This window comes from Desulfuromonadales bacterium, assembly GCA_035620395.1.
In the GTDB taxonomy this organism is placed as follows: domain Bacteria; phylum Desulfobacterota; class Desulfuromonadia; order Desulfuromonadales; family DASPGW01; genus DASPGW01.
In genome coordinates this window covers 1-16935 of record DASPGW010000300.1, presented here as the reverse complement: position 1 = coordinate 16935, position 16935 = coordinate 1, and the positions used below count along the sequence as shown (strand labels likewise).

18 protein-coding genes and 1 tRNA gene are annotated in these 16935 nt (G+C 65.0%); 6 read left to right on the top strand and 13 right to left on the bottom strand.

What is annotated here, in order from left to right; all coding sequences use genetic code 11:
• Positions 1 to 237: 237 nt before the first annotated feature.
• The 5 genes from hypA to hypE all read left to right on the top strand — a co-directional run bounded on the left by hypA (position 238) and on the right by hypE (position 3975).
• On the top strand, positions 238 to 579 hold the full coding sequence (gene hypA, locus VD811_16240; protein ID HXV22534.1) for a hydrogenase maturation nickel metallochaperone HypA: 342 nt from the start codon (positions 238 to 240) through the stop codon (positions 577 to 579).
• A 2-nt stretch (positions 580 to 581) separates the two neighbouring features.
• Positions 582 to 1343, top strand: a complete 762-nt coding sequence (gene hypB, locus VD811_16235) for a hydrogenase nickel incorporation protein HypB (GenBank protein ID HXV22533.1) — start codon at positions 582 to 584, stop codon at positions 1341 to 1343.
• A gap of 155 nt (positions 1344 to 1498) precedes the next feature.
• Entirely contained in the window at positions 1499 to 1729 is a 231-nt protein-coding gene (locus VD811_16230) for a HypC/HybG/HupF family hydrogenase formation chaperone (GenBank protein HXV22532.1), read from the top strand.
• Positions 1726 to 2817: a hydrogenase formation protein HypD gene (gene hypD / locus VD811_16225; GenBank protein ID HXV22531.1), complete on the top strand. Its 1092-nt coding sequence runs from the start codon at positions 1726 to 1728 to the stop codon at positions 2815 to 2817. The genes VD811_16230 and hypD overlap by 4 nt, the downstream gene beginning before the upstream one ends.
• 144 nt (positions 2818 to 2961) lie before the next feature.
• Entirely contained in the window at positions 2962 to 3975 is a 1014-nt protein-coding gene (hypE, locus tag VD811_16220; GenBank protein HXV22530.1) for a hydrogenase expression/formation protein HypE, read from the top strand.
• A 102-nt stretch (positions 3976 to 4077) separates the two neighbouring features.
• Here hypE and VD811_16215 read toward each other — a convergent pair whose 3' ends face one another.
• Genes VD811_16215 through VD811_16200 form a run of 4 tightly spaced genes read right to left on the bottom strand, consistent with a single transcriptional unit; the run spans position 4078 to position 8452 of the window.
• A complete protein-coding gene (locus VD811_16215; protein ID HXV22529.1) occupies positions 4078 to 5301 on the bottom strand; it encodes an ABC transporter permease in 1224 nt (407 codons plus the stop codon).
• Between the two features lie 4 nt (positions 5302 to 5305).
• Positions 5306 to 6556 (bottom strand): ABC transporter permease, encoded by a 1251-nt coding sequence (locus VD811_16210; GenBank protein HXV22528.1) that lies wholly within the window; start codon positions 6554 to 6556, stop codon positions 5306 to 5308.
• Entirely contained in the window at positions 6531 to 7214 is a 684-nt protein-coding gene (locus VD811_16205; GenBank protein HXV22527.1) for an ABC transporter ATP-binding protein, read from the bottom strand. The genes VD811_16210 and VD811_16205 overlap by 26 nt, the downstream gene beginning before the upstream one ends.
• Positions 7211 to 8452, bottom strand: coding sequence for an efflux RND transporter periplasmic adaptor subunit (locus VD811_16200; protein ID HXV22526.1), 1242 nt, complete (start codon positions 8450 to 8452; stop codon positions 7211 to 7213). The genes VD811_16205 and VD811_16200 overlap by 4 nt, the downstream gene beginning before the upstream one ends.
• Positions 8453 to 8714: 262 nt before the next feature.
• Between VD811_16200 and VD811_16195 the strand changes: the two genes are divergently transcribed.
• Complete coding sequence (locus VD811_16195) at positions 8715 to 9266, top strand: hypothetical protein (protein ID HXV22525.1); 552 nt, start codon at positions 8715 to 8717, stop codon at positions 9264 to 9266.
• Between the two features lie 80 nt (positions 9267 to 9346).
• Here VD811_16195 and VD811_16190 read toward each other — a convergent pair whose 3' ends face one another.
• From VD811_16190 to radA, 9 genes are all read right to left on the bottom strand, one after another.
• The gene (locus tag VD811_16190) at positions 9347 to 9835 is read right to left on the bottom strand and encodes a histidine phosphatase family protein (GenBank protein HXV22524.1); all 489 of its coding nucleotides are present in this window, start codon (positions 9833 to 9835) and stop codon (positions 9347 to 9349) included.
• A 43-nt stretch (positions 9836 to 9878) separates the two neighbouring features.
• Positions 9879 to 11408 carry an MASE3 domain-containing protein gene (locus VD811_16185; GenBank protein HXV22523.1) on the bottom strand — a complete coding sequence of 510 codons (1530 nt, stop codon included), beginning with the start codon at positions 11406 to 11408 and terminating at the stop codon, positions 9879 to 9881.
• 116 nt (positions 11409 to 11524) lie between these two features.
• Entirely contained in the window at positions 11525 to 11791 is a 267-nt protein-coding gene (locus tag VD811_16180) for a hypothetical protein (protein HXV22522.1), read from the bottom strand.
• 25 nt (positions 11792 to 11816) lie between these two features.
• Positions 11817 to 11892 (bottom strand) — tRNA-Ala (locus VD811_16175).
• A 41-nt stretch (positions 11893 to 11933) separates the two neighbouring features.
• Positions 11934 to 14246, bottom strand: coding sequence for an ATP-binding protein (locus VD811_16170; GenBank protein HXV22521.1), 2313 nt, complete (start codon positions 14244 to 14246; stop codon positions 11934 to 11936).
• Positions 14247 to 14296: 50 nt separating this feature from the next.
• Complete coding sequence (dksA, locus tag VD811_16165; GenBank protein HXV22520.1) at positions 14297 to 14653, bottom strand: RNA polymerase-binding protein DksA; 357 nt, start codon at positions 14651 to 14653, stop codon at positions 14297 to 14299.
• A gap of 94 nt (positions 14654 to 14747) precedes the next feature.
• Positions 14748 to 15272, bottom strand: a complete 525-nt coding sequence (locus tag VD811_16160; GenBank protein HXV22519.1) for a hypothetical protein — start codon at positions 15270 to 15272, stop codon at positions 14748 to 14750.
• A 76-nt stretch (positions 15273 to 15348) separates the two neighbouring features.
• Entirely contained in the window at positions 15349 to 15834 is a 486-nt protein-coding gene (gene moaC, locus VD811_16155; protein HXV22518.1) for a cyclic pyranopterin monophosphate synthase MoaC, read from the bottom strand.
• Positions 15835 to 15923: 89 nt separating this feature from the next.
• The coding region (gene radA, locus VD811_16150; GenBank protein HXV22517.1) for a DNA repair protein RadA at positions 15924 to 16935 on the bottom strand (1012 nt) is incomplete at its 5' end.

Sequence of the window (16935 nt, the reverse complement as noted above, 5' to 3'; positions counted from 1 at the left end):
AAGACCTTTCCTGCTCGCTGCCGGAAGGGTGGCTGGAGATCGGTTAAACTATGCGAAAAGATTATCACGCCAGATAAAGGGGCGCGAAAGTAATTTTTGCTCCGGACGGGGTGAGGCGAAAATGGATGATATGACGCCATGCGGCCCAGCCAAGGCCCCTCTGCCGCGGCCGCGTCCTTGATTTTGCCGGCGGACGGCCGTATAGTCGAGTTCTGTCCCCGAAACCTGAAGGATCGCATGCACGAGGTCGGCATCACCCGCAGCATCGTCGAGATCGCCGAGCGCACCGCCCGTGAGCAGGGGGCGGCCAGGGTGCTCTCGGTCACCGTGGCGATCGGCGCCCTCTCCGGCGTCGTCCCCGAGGCGGTGGAATTCTGCTTCGAGGCGTGCACGAAGGAGACCCTGCTGGAGGGGACGCGGCTCGTCATCGACCGCATCCCCGGCAAGGGGAAGTGCCGGCAGTGCGATGCGGAAGTCCCCCTCGACCCGTACACCTTTTCCTGCCCGGCCTGCGGCGGTTTCGACCTGGAGCGACTGCAGGGGGAGGAGCTCCAAATCATCGAAATGGAGGTCGACTGAGCATGTGCATCGACTGCGGCTGTGCCACACCCGGCCATGATCACTCGCACCATCACGACGAGACGCACGGTCACGACCACCAGCACGAGCATGACCACGGCCACCGGACGATCCGCATCGGGGAGGACCTCCTCGCCAAGAACGACCGCCTGGCCCGGCGCAACCGCGAAGCGTTCGCCGCCCGGGGAGTGTTCGTCCTCAACCTGGTCAGCTCGCCCGGCTCGGGCAAGACCTCGATCCTCGAGCGGACCCTCGCCGATCTGAAAAATCAGGTGCGCTTCGCCGTCCTCGAGGGGGATCAGCAGACCAGCAACGACGCCGACCGCATCGCCGCCACCGGCGTGCCGGTCAAGCAGATCAACACCGGCGCCGGCTGCCACCTCGACGCCCACATGGTCGGCCACGGGGTCGAGGCCTTCGCCCTCGGCGCCACCGACGTCCTGCTGATCGAGAACGTCGGCAACCTCGTCTGCCCCGCCGCCTTCGACCTCGGCGAAGACCACAAGGTGGCCGTCCTCTCGGTCACCGAGGGGGAGGACAAGCCGGTCAAGTACCCGCAGATGTTCCAGGCCGCCGACCTGCTGCTGATCAACAAGATCGACCTGCTTCCCTACCTGCGCTTCGACATCGAACAGTGCAAGGCCTTCGCCCGCCGGGTCAACCCTCAGGTGCGCATTCTTGAACTCTCTTGCCAAAGCGGCGAAGGGATGCAGGCGTGGTACGACTGGCTGGCGGAGGGGGTCAAGGCGAAAAAGGCGAAATGATTTTTTTGCCACAGAGGCACAGAGACACGGAGAAAGTCAAAACCTCGTCCAGGGTTTTAAACCAAAATCAGATTCTAGATTCAGGTCTCCTCCGTGTCTCCGTGTCTCTAGCGAGCGCAGCGAGCGAGTGGCGAAACCAGATTGGGAGTTAGCCCATGTGTTTAGGCGTACCGATGCGGGTGGTGAGCATCAATGACGAAACCGCCGTCTGCGAGATTGACGGGGTCAGGCGCGAGGCGAGCCTGATGATGGTCGACGGCGTCGGGGTGGGGGACTTCGTTCTCATCCACGCCGGCTTCGCCATCGAGAGGCTCGACGAGGAGGACGCGCAAGAGACGCTGCGGCTCTTCCGCGAACTGCTCGACCGGGGGGTGGTGCCGGAATGAAGTACACGACCGAATTCCGCGATCCCGCCGTGGCGCAGAAGTTGCTCGCATCGATCCACCAGACGGTGGCCGGCTTTACCGGGACCATGACCCTGATGGAGGTCTGCGGCACCCACACCATGGCGATCTACCAGCACGGCATCCGCTCGCTGCTCCCCGAAAGCATCCGCCTCATCTCCGGGCCCGGCTGCCCGGTCTGCGTCACTCCGGTCGACTACGTCGATCACGCCGTCGCCCTCGCCCGCCGCCCCGGCACCATCGTCGCCACCTTCGGCGACATGGTCCGCGTTCCCGGCTCCAGCAGCAGCCTGCTGCAGGAGAAGGCGCGCGGGGCCGACGTGCGCGTCGTCTATTCGCCGCTGGACGCCGTTGCCCTCGCGCAGAAGCACCCGGCGCAGGCCGTCGTCTTCCTCGGCGTCGGCTTCGAGACGACCGCCCCGACCATCGCCGGCTCGATCATCGAGGCGAAGCGGCGGGGGGTGAACAACTACTTCGTCCTGCCCGCGCACAAGACCATCCCCGGCCCGATGGCGATCCTCGCCGACGACCCGCAGCTCAAGGTCGAGGGCTACCTCTGCCCGGCCCACGTCTCCGCCATCATCGGCGCTAGAGCCTACGAACCCCTCGCCCGCGACCACCGGGTCCCCTGCGTGGTCACCGGCTTCGAGCCCCTCGACCTGCTGCAGGGGGTGGCGATGCTGGCTCGGCAGATCGTGGCCGGGGAGGCGCGGGTGGAGATCCAGTACAGCCGCATCGTCAAAAAGGAAGGGAACGCCCGGGCGCGGCAGATCCTCTACGAGGTCTTCGAGCCGTGCGACGCCCGCTGGCGCGGTATTGGCGTCATTCCCGGCAGCGGCCTCGGCATCCGCGCGGCATACGCCGCCTTCGACGCCGCCCGGCAGCTGCCGGTGAAAGTCGAAGAGTCGAAGGAGCACGCCGGCTGCCTCTGCGGCGAGATTCTCAAGGGGAAGGTGACGCCGAAGGAGTGCCCCCTCTTCCGCACCGCCTGCACTCCGGAAAACCCGGTCGGCGCCTGCATGGTGTCAAGCGAGGGAACTTGTGCGGCGGAGTACAAATACGGCACTTAACGGCATTGTTTCACGCGAAGCCGCGAAGGACTCGAAAAAAGATCAAGACAGTGCAACTGATCGGGGTGCCAGCGCATCCGACCATACCCAAGGGTTAACTTCGCGTTCTTCGCGGCTTCGCGTGCAAATGCTTTGGGAGTCTACATGAAATCCGACATCGTCCTCTTGGGCCACGGCAGCGGCGGCCGGCTCAGCCACCAGCTCCTCGACGAGCTGATCGTCCCGACCCTCTCGGGGCTCGGCCCCCGCGAGCAGAACGACTCGGCCGTTCTCGCCCATGGCGGCGGTCGGCTCGCCTTCACCACCGATTCCTACGTGGTCGACCCGATCTTCTTCCCCGGCGGCAACATCGGCGATCTCGCCATCCACGGCACGGTCAACGACCTGGCGATGGTCGGCGCCCGGCCGCTGGCGATCTCCGTCGGGCTGATCCTCGAGGAGGGGCTGCCGCTCGCCGACCTGAAGACCATCCTCGAGTCGATGCGGGCTGCCGCGCAGAAGGCGGGTGTCGCCATCGTCACCGGCGACACCAAGGTCGTGCCGCGTGGCAAGGGGGACAAGGTCTTCATCAACACCGCGGGTATCGGCGTCTTCGACCACGAACTCGACATCAAGGGGAGCGGCGCCCGGCTCGGCGACAAGGTGATCATCAACGGCAGCGTCGGCGACCACGGCATGGCGGTGCTCGCCAGCCGCGAAGGGTTGGCGCTGGAGTCGGACATCCGCTCCGACAGCGCCCCGCTCAACCATCTGGTCGCCGACCTGCTGCGGGAAGCGGGCAGCGCCGTCCACGCCCTGCGCGATCCGACCCGCGGCGGCGTCGCCACCACCCTCAAGGAGATCGCCCTGCAGTCGCAGGTCGACATCACCCTGGAGGAAGCGGCAATCCCCGTTAACGACGCGGTCGGCGGCGCCTGCGCCATCCTCGGCCTCGACCCCCTCTTCGTCGCCAACGAGGGGAAGCTCCTCGCCGTGGTCGCCGCTGAGGCGGCCGGGGCGGCCCTGGCCGTCATGCAAAGGCACCCGGAAGGGCAGGGGGCGGCCATCATCGGCGAGGTGACCGGCGCCTCCTCCGGCAAGGTCTTCCTGCGCACCGCCATCGGCGGCCGACGCGCCATCGAGATGCTCGCCGGCGAACAGCTGCCGCGCATCTGTTGAATCCCTCTTTCCTTTCCCCACGCTGAAAACAGTAAGGGCACGGCATGCCGTGCCCCTACCCGATCTCTGCCCGCCTGCTGTTCCGAACCCCAAACCCCTGCCCTACTCGTTCCGCAGCACCTCCAGCACCTCCACATGCGCCGCCTGCCAGGCCGGGTAGGCGCCGGCGGCAAGGCCGAGAACGACCGAGCCGGCGAGCACGGCCGCGAGCAGCAGCGGGTCGAGAACCAGCGGCATCTGGCCGAAGCCGGTGACCACCACCACCAGCCCGACCCCGCCCAGAACGCCGAGCGCCCCGCCGACCCCCGCCATCAGACCCGCCTCGAGCACGAACTGGCGGATGATGTCCCGCCGCCTCGCCCCTACCGCCCGCCGCACGCCGATCTCCAGCCGGCGGGTGCGTACCAGCAGAACCATGATCGAGAGGATGCCGAGGCCGCCGACGGCAAAGGAGACGCCGGAGCTGATCCAGCCCAGGGTCTGCACCAGCCCGAGGGCCTGCTCCTGAACCTGCATGGTGTCGTGGGCGGTGATCAGGGAGAAGTCGTCCTTCTCGCCGGGGCCGAGGTAATGACGGCGGCGCAGGATCTCGCCGGCGGCCGCCTTGGCCACGGAGTAGGCCTGCGGGTCGGCGAGCTGGATGTAGACCCCGCTGATCCAGTCCTGGTTGGCGAAGCGCCGCATGTAGGTGGAGAGGGGGACAAGGATCTGGTCGTCCTGGTCGGTGCCGACGATGTCCGCCCCCTTGGGCGCCAGCACGCCGACCACCCGGACGCTGGCGTGGAAGAGGAAGACTTGCTGGCCGACCGCCGCCTCGGGCCGGCCGAACAGGCGGCGGGCGATCTTGTCGCCGAGGACGCAGACCCGCTCCCGCTCCGCTTCGTCGGCCTCCGAGAGGAAACGGCCGGCGGCCACGTCCAGGTTGCGCACCTCGGCGTAGGCGGGCCAGCTGGCTACAATCTGGGTGGGAACCTTGGTATCGCCCGCACGCACCGGCATGGTGGCGCTGATGAAGGGGGCGCCGAGCCGGGCCGCGGGGAGAGCATCCATCAGCGCGCGGGCGTCGGCCAGGGTAAAGTTGGTGGTCTCGCCTCGCACCCGCCCCTGGCCGGGGCTGCGGCCGAAGCGGACCTGGCCGGAGCGGGCCATGAACAGGTTGGAGCCGAGCTTGGCCGTTTCCATCTCGGCCTTGGCATACATCGCCCGGCCGACGTGCTGCACCCCGGTCAGGGCCAGGGCGCCGAGGAGCACGCCGGTAACCGCCAGGATGGTGCGCAGCCGGTGCAGGCGCAGGGAGGCGAGGACGATTTTGAGGCTGAAAAGCATGGCGTCACACCCCCTTCAACGCTTCCACCGGCGGCAGGGCGGCGGCCTGGCGGGCCGGCTTGAGGCCGAAGAGGAGGCCGATGGCGACCGCCGCCGCCACCGAGTAGACAAAGACCTTCCAGGAGAAGAGGATCTGCAGGATCTCCAGCCGCTCCAGCAGTTGGCCCATCCCCATGCCGAGGGCCATGCCGAACAGGGCGCCGATCAGGGTGAGGCCGACCGCTTCGGCCAGGAACTGCTGCAGGATCACCCGGCTCTTGGCGCCCAGCGCCTTCTTCAGGCCGATCTCGGTACGTCGCTCGCTGACGCTGAGGTAGAAGAGATTGGCCAAGACGAAGCCGCCGACCACCATCGCCACCGCGGCGGTAATGCCGAGGAAAAGGAGCAGCCCTCCCTTGAACATGGAGAGGAACTTGAGGATCTCGTCAGCGGTGAGGATGGTGAAGTCGTCCTTGTCGCCGGGGGCAAGGTTATGCAGTCGGCGCAGCAGGCTCCGCAGGTTCTCGACATGAAAGTCCATGTTTTCCGGATCGGTGAACTTGACCCGCAGCGCCCGGAAATACTTGCGGTCGAGATTGAAGCGCTGGGTCAGCGTGGTGATGGGGAGGATGATGCGGTCGTCGACCGGTGGCCCCATGCCGGCCACCCCGCGATAGGCGAGCCGGCCGATGATCTGTACCGGCAGGTTGTCGACCAGAATGGTGAAGCCCAGGGGGGAGGCGTCGCCGAAGAGCTCCCGGGCCGGCGTGTCGCCGATCAGGGCGACCTTCGCCCCCCGCTCGACGTCCTCCTCGCTGAAGTCGCGCCCCTCGGCCAGCGGCCAGTTCCAGACCTCGGCATAACCGGCGGTGGAGCCGACCACGGTCAGCATATCCATCCGGCGGTCGCCGAACCGAACGGCGACGTTGCTGCGCGAGCGCATCGGCACCACCAGGTAGACGCCGGGCAGCTCGGCGCGAATGCGGCGGGCATCCTCATAGGAGAGGGTCCGGGTGCGCTGCCCGACGGCCCGACTCTCGATGTCGCCGCCGAGGACGAAGGCGGCGTCGGGACCGAACATCTCGACGATCTGCCGCGCCTTGCGCTCGGCGCCGTCGATGGAGGCGACGATAACGGTCAGGGAGGCGATCCCCAGGGCGATGGCGGCGACGACGAAGGCGCTGCGCAGCCGGTAGGCCCAGAGCGCGGTGCCGGCCATGCCGCACACCCGCGTGAGCTGGCGCAGGATGTCAAGCATGGACGACCCGGCCGTCATGCAGGAAAATACTCCGCTCGGCGCAGGCGGCGGTCGACGCGTCATGGGTGACCAGGACCACGGTTCGCCCCTGGCGGTGAATGCCGGCGATCAACTCCATGATTTCGGCGCTGGTCGCCGAGTCGAGCTGGCCGGTCGGCTCGTCGGCCAGCAGCACCTGCGGGTCGTTGACCAGGGCGCGGGCCAGGCCGACGCGCTGCTGCTGGCCGCCGGAGAGCTGGCTCGGCTTGAAGTGGAGGCGGTCGCCCAGCCCCACCTGCACCAGCAGTTCCTCGGCCCGGTGCCGCAGATGGCGGGCCGACCCCGGGCTGTAGAGGCCGGGCAGGACCACGTTCTCCAGGGCGGAGAGGTAGGGGACGAGGTAGAAAGTCTGGAAGAGGAAGCCGATGAGGCGGTTGCGCAGCTCGCTGAGCCGGTCGTCGTCGAGCCCGGCCACATCCTCCCCCTGCAGCCAGTAGCGGCCGGCGCTGGGGCGGTCGAGCAGGCCGAGCAGGTGCATCAGGGTCGACTTGCCCGAGCCGGAGGGGCCCTGCAGGGCGACGAACTCGCCGGCGGCGATTTGCAGGTCGATCCCCTTGAGGACCTCCACCGCCAGCTCTCCCTGCTGGTAGGTCTTGGTCATCCCCTCGAGGCGGATGAGAGCCTTGGTGCCGCTCACGGTTTCCCCTTCTCCTTGCCGGCCTGCGCCCCGGGCAGCTCCACCTGGGTCGCCACCTTCTCCCCCTCGGCCAGACCCTCGGCCACCTCGCTGTGCGTCACGCCGGTCAGCCCGAGCTTCGGCGTGACCTGGCGCACCGCCCCGTCCGGCGCCTGAACGAAGACTACCTGTTGGCTGTCGACCCACTTGAGGGCGTTGTTGGGAATGAGCAGCACGTCCGCCTTTTCGGCCACGATAATCTGCACCTGGGTCGTCATCTCCGGCCGCAACAGGGTCGCCTGCTCCGGACTGATGCCGACCAGCGCCTGGTAGTAGACGATGTTGTCGCGGATTTCCGGCTGGGGGTAGATGGTCAGCACCTCGCCCTCGAAAATGCGTCCCGGGTAGGCGTCGACCTTGAACTCAACCTGCTGCCCCTGATGCACCTGGCCGACGTCGGTTTCGTCGACGTAGACCCACATTTCCAGACGCTGCGGGTCAAGGACGGTGATCAAGTTCGCCACCTGCAGGCCGGCGACGATAGTCTCCCCTTCCTGGGCAGTGACCTGACTGACGACGCCGTCGATGGGGCTGTGAATGTCGGTATAGGAGATACGCACCCGGATCGACTCCAGGGCCGCCTCGGCCTGCCGGACCGCCAGTTCGGCCTTCTTCTGTTCCTCCACGGCTTCGCGCCGCTCGCGATCGAGATTGGCCCGTCGCGCCGCCACCTGCCGGGTCTGTGCCTCGGCCTGCTGGCGAACGTTCTCTGCCTCGTCGCGGGAAACGAAACGGTCGGCGAAGAGAGCCTCCAGCCGTGCGGCGCTCCCCCGCAGGTAGTCGGCCTGGGCCTCGGCCTGGGCCCGTTCGGCCTCGGCCTGGGCGATGCGCAACGGGTAAACCTGGCGCACCCGGTCCAATTCGGTCCGCGCCGAGGCGAGACGGGCGGCGGCTTCCGCCTCCTGTGCACGCAGCTCGCGGCGGTCGATGACGGCGACGAGCTGACCCTCGGCAACCGGGTCGCCGACCTTGACCAGCATCCGGTCGATGGTGCCGGTGGCGCGGGCGCCGATCTTGACGATGGCGCCGACCTGGGCCTTGACGATGCCGGTTTCTTCGAGGACCTTGCGCACCGTGCCGCGCTGCACCTCGGCGGTGGCCAGCACCCTCACCTCGGCCGGCCGCTGCGCGGCCCGCCACCAGAGAAAGCCGCCGGCGGCGGCCGCCAGCAGCAGGGCGATGATGATCTTCTTTTTCATGGGCAACTTTCGTGGCTGCAAGGGGTGATAGCACCACGGGGTGCATCGGTTATTCATTATAGACGGAATGGGAGGAGGGGGAAAGGGCGAGCAGGCAAACGCCGGCGGAAAATGTGCAGACGCACACTCCGGCGCTGCCCGTAGTTGCGACAGTTTGTGCGACATATCCGGTTCCGACGTGAGCCTCTATGGCCTAGTCTGGGCACCCCGGACCGAATAGCCGGCCGGCATTCGATGCAGTTCAACAAAGGAGATTGCAACCGTGACATCCATGAAAGCACGATTCAAGACGTCCATAGGCCTGATGTTCTCTCTGACTTTTTTGACCATCGCCCTTTTCCTGACGGCGCTGGCCGGCTTCCAGTTCTATTCCGGGCTGACCGACGGCAAGGAATTGGTCAACATCTTCATCCAGTCGGTCAATACCCTCATTGTCTCCCTTGCCCTCTTCGAACTCGGTCTCGGCATCGGCAAGGAGTATGCTACCCACGACGAGGAGCACAACACCTATGCCGTCGTCCGCCGCACCATCGCCCGCTTCGTCGGTACCGTCTGCATCGCCCTGGTGCTGGAGAGCCTGATCATGATCATCAAGTACAGTCAGCTCGACCTGGCGGGCAACCTCTACTATCCGGTGGGGATCATGGCGGGGGCCAGCGTTCTGTTGATGGGGATGGGAGTCTTTCTCCATCTGACCAGAGCTGATTGTCACGAGCGGGAGGACGCTCCGGCTTGGAGAGCGGTCCTCGACCGCGAAGGGATGCCGCTGGTGCGGGCCGACCGTCAGGGCAGGCCGGGGCGCAAGGCGGCCTGAACAAGCCGGTTACAGAATGACGCAGGGGCGGTTCGCGAACCGCCCCTGTCTGCCGTCGCTCAAATCGGGAACAAGAGTCGCTACTTCCCCATCACCTGCAGCAGCACTGCCGGGAGATGGAAGACCAGTTCCGCCTCTCCCGGCGTCAGGTCCGTCGTGTCGAGCCGGCACAGCCCGCCATTCTCGAAGCGCACCCGCACCGAGGTGTCGCCACCCAGCAGCAGCGAGGCGATGCGGGTGAGGGATGGCAGGTGTCCGACGATCAATACCGAGGCGCAAGCCGGGTTCTGCCGGAGGAAGGAGAGGGTATCGTCGGCCGGTGCGGCAGGCTTGATCGCCTCGGTCTCGAGGATGTCGCTGTAGGGGTAGTTCACCCCCTCGGCGACCAGGGCAGCGCTCTGCCGCGAGCGCTTCTTCGGGCTGCAGACGATCAGGTCGGGGGCGATTCCCAGCTTCTTCATCACCGCGGCCGAGGTTTGGATCTGCGCCACCCCCTCCCGGCTCAGCGGCTGTTCGGGATGCTCGGTTTCCGGCACCGCCTGGCCGTGCTGCATGAGGTAGAGTTGCATGCTGCCTCCTTGATCGGTCTGCCTCGTCAGTCCTGCCGAAGGCTCAGAGGGTGAAATAGAACGTCGCTCCCCGGCCCGGCGCGCTCTCCGCCCAGACCCGGCCGCCGTGCCTGGAGACGATGCGCTGCACAGTCGCCAGTCCGACGCCGAATCCCTCGTAATCCTCTCCGGGGTGGAGCCGCTTGAAGGGGGTAAAGAGGTCGGCGGCCTGTGTCATGTCGAACCCCGTCCCGTTGTCCCGTACGAAGAAGGCCCGCGCTCCCTCGACCTCGGCCGTGCCGAACCCGATGGCCGCCTCGGCTGCCTTGCCGGTGTACTTCCAGGCGTTGCCGAGCAGGTTCTCCAGGGCCACCTGCAACAGGGCCGGGTCGGCTTCGACCTCCATCCCGGCGGCGATGTCGAATGCCGCCTGCCGGTTCGGCTCGCGGGCTGCCAGGGCGGTGGCAATCCCTTTCGCCATTGCGCTCAGGTCGACCGGTTGCCGCTTCACTGCCACGCGATTGAGCTGGGCAAGGTTCAGCAGGGTGCCGATCAGATCGTCCATCCGCCAGCCCTGCTCGAGGATGCCGCGGACCAGGCCCAGAACCTGCGGGTCGGCCCTGTCGGGGAACAGCTCAAGAACCACCTGGGCGTTGCCGCAGATGGCCGTCAACGGCCCGCGCAGATCGTGGGAAACCGAGTAGTTGAAGGCTTCCAGGTCGCTGTTGGCGGCCGCCAGTTCCTCGTTGACAACCGCCAGTTTTTCGTTCGTCGCCATCAACTCCTCGTTGATGACTTCCTGCTCTTCGATCGCCGAAGCCAGTTCCTCGTTGGCCGCCTCCAGTTCGGCGGAGCGCTGGCTCAGGGATGCCTCGCTCTGCTTCAGTTCGCGGAACAGCAGGTCGTAAGGGCGGGTCAGGCCGGTTTCGATCACTCCCCGGTAGATCAGGTAGAAGCCGGCGACCTTGAACAGATGGCCGGCCATATTGCTGAGGCCGAAGACGTCCGTATAGAGGGTGAAGGAGAGCTCGGCGAGGATGAACGCCCCGACCGAGAGGGAGAGGAGCTTGTGAACGCCGGGGTCGAAGGCCTGCCGGTAACGACGCAGAACCACGAGGGAGCCGGCCAGAAAAAAGCAGATCAGATATTCGCTGCCGATCTTGAAGGGAGTGAGCCCTGTTCCCTCCCGGAAGCAGTCCGGAAAGATTCCACCGAAGACCGCCGCCAGCAGGAGGAGGCTCACAGCCAGATAGCCTCCGAAGAGGGGGGTCGGCCGGAGCCTGCGGCTCAGGAAGGTGGGAGCGAGCAGCAGGGAACCGGCCTCCAGGTAGCGGGCGACGATCCAGAGCTGGGTTGCCAGGTTTGCACCCTTGCCCGGAAAGACTCCCATGTTTTTGTAGGCCAGGGTGTGAAGAAAATCGACCCCTGCCACGAAGAGGGAGCCGATGCCGAGGCAGAGAAAAAAACCGTTATCCTGGAACCGGCGGGAGTTCCAGACGATCATGAAAACGCCGCAGGCGACGACAATCGAGAAGAGTTCCACGATGGCGTGGAAGAGCAGGTAATTGGCACGGCTGAGGAGATAGAAGCCCACCAGGGCCGCCCCGCATAACGGAAAGGCGCTCCACCCGCCGGGCGGGAGAAGACGACCGCCTTTCACTGTGTTGTCGGCTACAGGGTTCATGACCAAACCGATATCGGCCGGGCGGCCTACAGGAAAATGTCTGTGCCGAAATTACCACGGATGAACGCACTTGCACAAAATAATTCGTCAATCGTGCCAGCTACATAGCGCAGCAAGGAAATGCTCGTGCGGCGGTGCCCCTGCAGGCTGGCAATGAGGCTGAACGGAGGCTTGTCGGCGGCGAGTTTTCGCAGTTCCGGGCATTGCTTGATTTGAATTGATTTCAAGGTGAGTTGTGTGGCAGGAAAAGAAAGGAGGCAGCTGATGGTGGAATAATTAAAAGGGCCAAGCATCTCTGCCTGACCCCTTTGTCTTTATTGGTGGAGCTGATCGGGATCGAACCGACGACCTATGCGTTGCGAACGCATCGCTCTCCCAGCTGAGCTACAGCCCCGTCGAAAAACTGCGATACCTTACCCAACCCGCCCTGATTTGTCAACGGAAAGGTGCGTCGCTGCCACGGACCGGAAGGCGCAGGATGAACACTGCCCCCCTGACGCGATTTTTTACCTCGATCCGACCCCGGTGCTGCTCGACGATCCGGTGCGAGATGGGGAGCCCCAGCCCCGTTCCTCCCTCCTTGGTGGTGAAGAACGGGTTGAAAATGTTGCGCAGGATGTCGGCGGGGATGCCGCCACCGGTATCCTCCACCTCCACGGTTACGGCTTCGTCGCCGCGCAGAATCGTGCGGTAGGCCCGCACGGTCAACACTCCCCCTGCAGACATCGCCTGCCGGGCGTTGGCAATGAGGTTGATCATCACTTGCCGCAGCTTCTGCTCGTCCCCCTGGATCGTCGGCAACGATTCGGCGATTTCGGTCACCAGTCGCACCGATCCGCGCAGCAGGGCATCGTACTCCAATGCCAGGGCTTCCTCGATCACCTGCGGCACAGGGCATTCGGCAAAGCAGAGCATCTCCTTCTTGGCGAAGTCAAGGATGTTGGAGAGCATCGCTTCCATGCGCTGCACCTCGCGGGCGATGATCGTCGCATATTCCTTCTCGCGAGCGCCGGCGGCGACCCGGTTGAGGCGTTGGGCGAAGCCGCCGATGGCGACCAACGGATTGCGCAATTCATGGGTGACGGAGGCCGCCATCTCACCAAGAACCGCCATCTTCTCCCCCTGGATCAAGCGCTCCTGGGTTTCGCGCAGGTCCTGGTGGGCGGTTTCGAGCCGGTTCAGGAGCATCGAATTCTCCATTGCCGCACCGGCCAGATTGGCAAAGAGCTCAAGGAAGCGGAGGCGATCGGGCGAGATTTCTTCCCGGCTCTCCGGATTGTCCACCACCAGCACTCCCAGCGGGCGGTCACGTCCATACAGCGGCGCGCAGGCGTAGGGGGCCAGCTTCTGGCTTTGTGCAAAGGCCGCCGCCGCTGGCGGTTCGCTGTCGGGGCGTGAGACGAACACGACCCGCCTTCTGGTGATGGCGCGAGCCAGGGCATTGTCTTCCTTAAGTGGAAGCCGCAACTGCATGACCTGACGGCAGGAGGGGTGCTGGCGCTGCACTTCCTGCGCCTGTGTGTTCACCACCGGCCGCTCCCAGGCCAGGGTCCCCGCTTCGGAGGGAAGCACAAGGGAGGCCGTCTCGCGGGTGACGCAGAGCATCCCCTGGAAAATGCCGCTGCGTTCGTTGAGCATGAACAGGATGGCACGCTCAAAACCCCCGCCGCCAGACACCGTCGCTGCCGACAGGATGAGATGCATCAGTTCATTGAGACGCAATGTGCTGTGCATGGCGCGCGCGATGTGAAAGAGGAGCGTGGCTTCGCGCAGTTTGCGGTCGTTTTCAGCAGAAAGCTCCCCCAGTCGTTCCAGAGCGGTGACTCGCTCCAGGGCATGCCCGATCTGGCAACCGATAGCCACGAAGAACCGCTTCGATTCACGATCGGCGCGAAAGGAAAGAGCTTCTTGCCGATGGTCGCCGAACACTGTCAGGCTCCCCATGGGGCGGTTTTGAAATAGAAGGGGAGCGGTAACCATGGCCTGGGGAAGAGGGGACAGTTCAGCGGATCTGCGACCAATCCCCTGATGAAAGAGCAGCGTTTTGCCGGCCAGTGCCCGTCGGGATTGCTCTTCCTCCAACTCGAGAAAGGTAACGCGCAAAGGCTTCCATGCCGGCGTTGTCCACACCTGGCTGCGTCCCAGAACTGTTCCGCCAAGCAGGGGGCGCAGAATGATGCAGGCAACGTCAGTGTGCCGGCGGAGGGTGCGGATGGCGGCCTGCAGCACGGACCGCACGGTACCGGCCCGGTTCAGTGCCTGTCCCAGTTCGGACAGGAGGGAGAGCCGCTGCATCTGTCGCCGTTCGTTGTCGGAGCCAAGGACAGCCTGGGCGAGGGAGGCCAGTTGATGGCAGACCGTCCGGAGCAATCGCCGGGTCTCTTCGGAAAGGGGAGCAGGAGAGGCAGGCCGCAGGATGAGAATGCCACACGGGTGGCGGTCGGCGCCTACAGGAAGGCGCAGTTCGCCGCCGGCCAACTCGTCCCCCCACAGTTTCCGTGCGGCTCCAGCGGGGAGAGCGGCGACCTGGTGGCCTGTGGCGGGGAGAAAAAGTTCGGGTCCTGCGCTGCTGATAGTCCGGGTGACGATTTTCAGGCGGGAATCAAAAAAAGAAAGGGAAATCTCGTCAAACGACAACGCCCCGGCCAGGAAGCGAAGGACTTCCTTGATGCTGCGGGGCGGGTCGGCGGCGAATTCGCCGGCGATACGGGTTGTTTCGGAAAGGACTTCGTAGTGATCGCCCTCCATGTCCCCTCATGCGCGGCTCCGGAAGTCAACGAGACGGAGCGGCAGCTGGTTCAGCCGATCTTCTCCTGTCGTTCCTGCTCGGTCTTGCACTCGATGCAGAGCGTGGTGACCGGCCGTGCCTTGAGCCTGGCTTCGCCGATCTCCTCCTCGCAATGCTCACAGACACCGAATGTCCCATCCTCGATGCGCTCCAGCGCCTCGCGGATTTTCATGATGAGCTTGCGCTCCCGGTCCCGGATTCGCAACTCGAAGTTGCGGTCCGACTCCAGAGACGCGCGGTCCGTCGGATCGGGGAAATTGGCCTTCTCGTCTGTCATCTCGGAGACAGTCTTGCCGGCCTCGCGCAACAGCTCATCCAGTTGGCCCTGGAGAATCTGCCGAAATTCATCGCGTTTTGCCTGCTCCATGCGGTACCCCTCTATATTGAATGAATTAGGTAAAGTTAAATGAATCTGGGTTTCAAGTCAACTAAAATGGGCATCGGCAAAGGGGAATCCCTGCTTACGAAAGTCCTCCCAACTGGATGTAGAGAATGAATGCCAACAGGGCCACCGCCAGCCAGCAGGAGATGACATCGGTGCTCTTCACCGGCGGGGCGGCCGCCATCTGCCTGGTTTCCTCGCTGATTGCCGTTGCCGGCACCCTGGCCAGCAACGACTGGACCAGGCGGGGGAAGTTTGCATAGGCATTGGAGATGATCAGGAAATCATCGCCGGCGCAGAGGGTCAGAAAAACCCGTTTGCGCACACTTACCGTTTCCACGGCGGTCATTTCGGCATACTTCAATTCTTTCTTCCGCAGCAGTTTAACGGCGATTACACCGTCGCCGGTCAACAGCGTCCGACGAAAGGCGCTCTCAACGAAGAGGACGGTGATTGGCAGCATGAAAAGACCGAGGATGAGCAGTTTGGCCGTCGGTTCTCCCCGGAACAGGCAGACCACGAACAGCGCCCCGGTCAGCACCAGCAGCAACCCCAGCGGGAAGAGAAAGGACCGGCGGATGTAATATATCTGTTTGGTGCTCACACTATTCCTTTCGTCCGGTCAGGCGGCCCGGGCACAGGTGCTCACCCGAGCAGCGGGCCGTTCCGAGTTGCCGTGATCAGTGGTGGCGGACGAATGAGCCGCTCTTGCCACCGTGTTTTTCCATCAGGCGGATATCGCCGATAACCATCTCCCGGTCGACCGCCTTGCACATGTCATAGATGGTCAAGGCTGCCGCCGACACCGCGGTAAGTGCCTCCATCTCCACTCCGGTGGTGCCGGTCAGTTTGACCGTCGCCTCGATCTCGACCCTCCCTTCCGCGGGAAAAGGGGTGAAATCGACGACGACCGAGGTCAGCAGCAGCGGGTGACAAAGCGGGATGAGTTCGGGCGTCTTTTTGGCCGCCATGATACCGGCGATGCGGGCGACAGCGAAGACGTCACCTTTCTCCACGTTGCGGTCGAGAATGCGTTGCAGCGTCGCTTCCGCCATGCGCACTTCGCCGCGGGCCACTGCCACCCGACGGGTGGGGGACTTCTCCCCGACTTCGACCATGATCGCCTTGCCGTCTTTATCGAAATGGGTCAGTTTGTCTTCATTCATCGACTTTCTCCAGAGCGAGAATCTGTGTGAGACCAATCGAACTCAGGGGATCTATGGGTCAAATATGTCCCATTGGGTCCCATCAGGCTTTACTCAAACACGCCTTCCAGTGCCTCGGCGGCGCTGCGCACACCGACCAACTCCATCTCTGCCGGCGCATCTAGGCTTTTCAGGTTGCCGGCCGGCAGAAAACAGCGGTCGAAGCCGAGCCTCGCCGCCTCCTTGACCCGCAGTTCGGGGCGGGAGACAGCCCGCACCTCGCCAGCGAGCCCGACCTCGCCGAACAGGATGGTGCGCGGCGGGATCGGTTTGTTCAGATGGCTGGAGGCCAGGGCCGCCAGCACTCCGAGGTCGACGGCCGGCTCATTGAGGCGCACGCCGCCGGCGACATTGAGAAAAATGTCCTGAGAGAGCAGCGAGAGCCCCACTTTCTTCTCCAGCACCGCCACCAGCAGCGACACCCGGCCGTGGTCGATCCCCATGGTGGTTCGCCGCGGCGTGCCGAAGGACGCCCCGGAGACCAGCGCCTGCAGCTCGACCAGGATCGGCCGGCTCCCCTCCAGGGACGGGACGACGGCGCTGCCGGCCGCCCCTTCCGGGCGTTCGGCGAGGAACAGCTCGGAGGGGTTGGCCACCTCGGCCAGCCCCGTCTCCTTCATCTCGAAGACGCCGATCTCGTTGGTCGAGCCGAAGCGGTTCTTGACCGCCCGCAGGATGCGGTAAGGGTGGCCGGGGTCCCCCTCGAAGTAGAGGACGGTGTCGACCATGTGTTCGAGCATGCGCGGCCCGGCGATGGCGCCGTCCTTGGTGACATGGCCGACGATGAAGGTGGGAACCCCCTCCCCCTTGGCCAGTTGCATCAACCGGCCGGCGCATTCGCGCACCTGGCTCACCGAGCCGGGGGCCGCCTCGAGAGCGGCGGTGAAGATGGTCTGGATGGAGTCAACCACCAGAAAGGCGGGCTTGAGCTCCTTCACCCGCTCGAGAATCGCTTCCAAGGCAGTCTCGGCCAGCAGGTACAACTGCTCGGCACTCACCCCGAGCCGCTCGCCACGCAGCTTCACCTGCCGGACCGACTCCTCGGCGGTAACGTAGAGGACC

Bases quoted from the DNA above. Each gene is read 5' to 3' on its own strand.
- VD811_16200 (HXV22526.1), bottom strand. From the start codon at position 8,452: ATGAAAAAGAAGATCATCATCGCCCTGCTGCTGGCGGCCGCCGCCGGC.
- dksA (HXV22520.1), bottom strand. From the start codon at position 14,653: ATGGAGCAGGCAAAACGCGATGAATTTCGGCAGATTCTCCAGGGCCAA.
- VD811_16215 (HXV22529.1), bottom strand. From the start codon at position 5,301: ATGCTTTTCAGCCTCAAAATCGTCCTCGCCTCCCTGCGCCTGCACCGG.
- VD811_16170 (HXV22521.1), bottom strand. From the start codon at position 14,246: ATGGAGGGCGATCACTACGAAGTCCTTTCCGAAACAACCCGTATCGCC.
- VD811_16210 (HXV22528.1), bottom strand. From the start codon at position 6,556: ATGACGGCCGGGTCGTCCATGCTTGACATCCTGCGCCAGCTCACGCGG.
- hypE (HXV22530.1), top strand. From the start codon at position 2,962: ATGAAATCCGACATCGTCCTCTTGGGCCACGGCAGCGGCGGCCGGCTC.
- hypB (HXV22533.1), top strand. From the start codon at position 582: ATGTGCATCGACTGCGGCTGTGCCACACCCGGCCATGATCACTCGCAC.
- hypD (HXV22531.1), top strand. From the start codon at position 1,726: ATGAAGTACACGACCGAATTCCGCGATCCCGCCGTGGCGCAGAAGTTG.
- VD811_16180 (HXV22522.1), bottom strand. From the start codon at position 11,791: ATGCTTGGCCCTTTTAATTATTCCACCATCAGCTGCCTCCTTTCTTTT.
- hypA (HXV22534.1), top strand. From the start codon at position 238: ATGCACGAGGTCGGCATCACCCGCAGCATCGTCGAGATCGCCGAGCGC.
- VD811_16190 (HXV22524.1), bottom strand. From the start codon at position 9,835: ATGCAACTCTACCTCATGCAGCACGGCCAGGCGGTGCCGGAAACCGAG.
- VD811_16230 (HXV22532.1), top strand. From the start codon at position 1,499: ATGTGTTTAGGCGTACCGATGCGGGTGGTGAGCATCAATGACGAAACC.
- moaC (HXV22518.1), bottom strand. From the start codon at position 15,834: ATGAATGAAGACAAACTGACCCATTTCGATAAAGACGGCAAGGCGATC.